Source organism: Ruegeria sp. MALMAid1280, assembly GCF_049195285.1.
Lineage (GTDB): Bacteria > Pseudomonadota > Alphaproteobacteria > Rhodobacterales > Rhodobacteraceae > Ruegeria.
The window spans coordinates 1-3,592 of record NZ_JBMIRT010000051.1 but is presented as its reverse complement, the minus strand read 5'-3'; the positions used below and the strand labels follow the sequence as shown (position 1 = coordinate 3,592).

The window sequence follows — 3,592 nt, the reverse complement described above, 5'->3', positions numbered from 1 at the left end:
ACCGCCATAGTAGCGGCGACCGGGATAGCCCTCGGCGTATTTGTTGGTCATCACCGAGCCCTGCGCCTCCATCACGGCGGCAGAGACGATGTTCTCGGACGCGATCAGCTCGATCTCGTCGCGCTGACGGCCCAGCTCGGACGTGATCGAGCCGAACAGCTCGGGATCACGGTCGGAAAGGGACTGGGTGAAAAATCCGTCGGTACGATGCGAGGCGTTCACGGTGAAAATCTCCTGACTTGGGTTAACCGGTCCAGCCAAGACCAGCGGAAATGGCGTTCATAGATTGCAGTAGTGGAACAGGAACCGAGCCGGCCTGCGGTTCGTTTCGAACCTGCCGCAGCAGCTCGACCTGCAGTGCGTGAATGCGGGCCAGTTCCGCCCGTTTGCGATCGAACCGCTCACACAGGCGCGGAAAACGGTGACCGATGGTCTGATCGCCGGTCAGAAACTGGACTGCCCTGCAGGCGTTTTCGTATTCCGCATGGATTGCCTGCGATATGTTCTGGCGGGTTTCCTCATCGCACACCAATTCGCTGTATAGCGCAGCGATGCTCATATCTGCCTGATAAAGCGATTTCTCCATCTCATCGACGGCGAGCCGGAACAGACGGGAGTGCTGAAACATGTCCTGCAACACTTCATCACCGCGCTGGCCACGGAATTTACGGAAGTTGGCCATGGCGGCACCAAATCCGTACCAACCGGTGATCAGATGGCGGTTTTGCGACCACGCAAAAACCCACGGAATGGCCCGCAGATCATCCAGACTGGCTGCGCCGAACCGACGGGCCGGGCGGGACCCGATCTTAAGGCGGGCAAGCTCTTCGACCGGGCTTGCTTGCTGGAAATAATCCAGAAAGCCGGGCATCTGCAGAAGCGAGACATAAGCCGTCTGCGACAGTTCCGACAAGGCATCCAACGCGTCGTCAAACTCGGGTCGGGCCGGGGTCTCGCCAGGGTTGGCGGTGTGGCGCAGCGTGCTGGAGAGCAGCAGTTCCAGATGCGCCGCAGCCGTACCACGGTTGGCGTATTTGGTTGAAACAACCTCGCCCTGTTCAGTTACGCGCAAGCGTCCGGAAATTGTTCCGCTGGGCTGCGCGGCGATGGCGCGTCCGGTGGGAGCACCGCCCCGGCTGACCGAGCCGCCGCGACCATGGAAAAACGTGGCCTTGAAACCCTGCGAGGCCAATACCGACACGATCCGGCGTTGGGCGCGCTCCAATTCCCATGTTGAGCAGAAAAAACCGCCGTCCTTTCCGCTGTCCGAATATCCCAGCATGACCTCGATGGTGTTGCCGCCGGTTTTGAGACTGCGACGGGCGAGTGGTACGCCCAGAACGTCCACCAGGATCGCAGGAGCATTGCGCAGGTCGGCAATCGTCTCGAACAGTGGGACCACTGAAATATCCAGAGTCTCGGACCCGAACCCGGCGTACCGCGCAAGAAGATAGACACCGAGAATATCGTCCGCGGAACGGGTCATGGACAGGATGAATGGCCCGATTGCCTTGGGGTCCGGCCCCGATCGCACGCTATGAACAAGTGTCAGGAGGGCAAGCAGTTCTTGCGCCTGCTCGCTCAGCGCGTCGCGGTTTTGATAGGGCAGGTTCTGATCCGCCAGTTCGGCCCGCAAACGGGCCGACCATTCGGGCGTACCATATTCCGGAGCTTGCCCCGTTTGCCCCCAGATTTCGGCCAGAACGTCGGTTGTGACGGTTGAATTCTGGCGGATATCCAGGGTTGTGGTTCGGAACCCGAAAACCGACGCGGCCCGGCGCAGAGGGCGGATATGCCGTCGCGCCAGAATACCGGCATTGACCGCACACAAAGCGGCATCAAGCGCATCAAGATCGCTTATGAACTGCGAGATGTGATCATAGCCGCTGTTTGTCAGCTGGTGGCGAATGGCATTGAGAGCCTGCCGGAACGGTTCGTTCCGATTGCGACCGCCGTCCGGAGCCCGGTCAACAATCTTTTGTACACGCGCCCTGTTGGATTCAGGCAGCGGCAAAATGAGCGCACTGATGCTCAACCTGCTGGCGGCCTGATCAAGAGCTTGTTGATAGAGTTCCAGAACCGTTTCACGCCCGCGTTGCAGGGCTAGCGCAGTCATCTCTGTTGTGACATTCGGATTGCCGTCCCGGTCCCCTCCGATCCAGCTGTGAAAGCTGATATCGGGTGTTTCATTCAGCGTCCGGCCCAGTACATGCACGCAAGCCTGATCGAACCGATCCATGACCTGCGGGACGGCATCAAAGATTGCATCCCGGAAGAATTGCAACCCCCACTCGATCTCATCGTGCAGGCTTGGGCGCGACAGGCGTAGCTCACCTGTCAGCCACAAAAGATCGATCTCACCTTCCAGACCATTCAGCAATTCGGCGCGTTCGGTTGGGGTCCAGCGTTGTGTTTCAAGACTGACGAGGTTGCGATAGATCCGCCGGTGAATTTCCAGAACAGTGACCCGTTTGGCCTCGGTCGGATGCGCGGTCAGCGTGGGGCCTGCACACAATTCGGTGGTCAGCTTTTTCGTTTGGCTTTCCGTCAGAGACAGGTCAGACAACACTTCGGCAAACCCACCTTCGACCGCTTCGGCACCGTTTAGGGTCTCGGTCATGCGACGATCCCGAACCTCGGCGTTTTCGTCAATAATGCGCAACAGTTGGAACCAGATCGACAGGGCCTGCAGATACGGCGTTGCCTCGGACCCGGTTGGGATGGGTTGCAATGGTTCGGTCTCGGCCCACGTTGCCACATGCGGCGCCCGTTTCATCAGAATGTTCTGCCACAACGCATGCAGTTCCGAGCGCAACTCTTCGGCATAGCCGGAAGGGTTTGGGGTGGATTGAATATTCCGGGCCAGCGCTTGCATCAGATCACCTTGTCCCTTGGTGTTTTTCCTGCGAAGAAGTCGCTGAGGTTGTCGAGAACGCGGAATCCCATTGCTTCGCGGGACTCTCGCGTGGCGCTGCCCAGATGCGGCAGCATCACGAGGTTGTCGCATTGCAAGAGGTCGGGGCTGATGCGGGGTTCTCCGTCGAACACGTCCAGTGCGGCGCCGCCGATCATGTCGAACATCAGCGCTTGAATCAGCGCCCATTCATCGATCACTTCACCGCGGGCGGTGTTGATCAGGAACGCATCCTGTTTCATTAGGTTCAGCCTGCGCGAATTGATCAGGTGGCGGTTTGCGGCACCGCCGGGGCAGTGCAAAGACACAAAATCACACTGCGGCAAGAGATCGTCTATGGCATCCACCTGGGTCGCATTGCACCGCGCCAGCACGTCCGTCGCCACCTTGCTTCGGTTGTAGACCAGAATATCCATACCAAAGCCGTGATGCGCACGGCGGGCCACTTCCTGACCGATGCGGCCAAAGCCGATGATGCCCAGCGTCTTGCCGCTGACCTTGGTGCCAACAAGGTGCGTGGGTCGCCATCCGGACCAGTTGCCTGCGCGCAATTCGCGTTCGCCTTCCCCTGCGCGTCGGGCGACCATCAGCAGCAATGTGATGGCCAGATCGGCGGTGCACTCGGACAAGACATCCGGCGTATTGGTCACCGTCATGCCCAAATCACGCGCCGATGGT

At 59.5% G+C, this 3,592-nt stretch carries 2 protein-coding genes and 1 pseudogene; all 3 read right to left on the bottom strand.

Annotation, left to right across the window (positions count from 1 at the left end; translation table 11 throughout):
- A pseudogene (glyA, locus tag ACOQFT_RS14390) lies at positions 1–222 on the bottom strand (serine hydroxymethyltransferase); the annotation flags it as partial.
- A 22-nt stretch (positions 223–244) separates the two neighbouring features.
- Complete coding sequence (locus tag ACOQFT_RS14385; protein WP_421598583.1) at positions 245–2,875, bottom strand: phosphoenolpyruvate carboxylase; 2,631 nt, start codon at positions 2,873–2,875, stop codon at positions 245–247.
- A partial coding sequence (locus tag ACOQFT_RS14380; protein ID WP_421598582.1) for a 2-hydroxyacid dehydrogenase occupies positions 2,875–3,592 on the bottom strand: 718 nt, incomplete at its 5' end. The genes ACOQFT_RS14380 and ACOQFT_RS14385, both read right to left, overlap by 1 nt.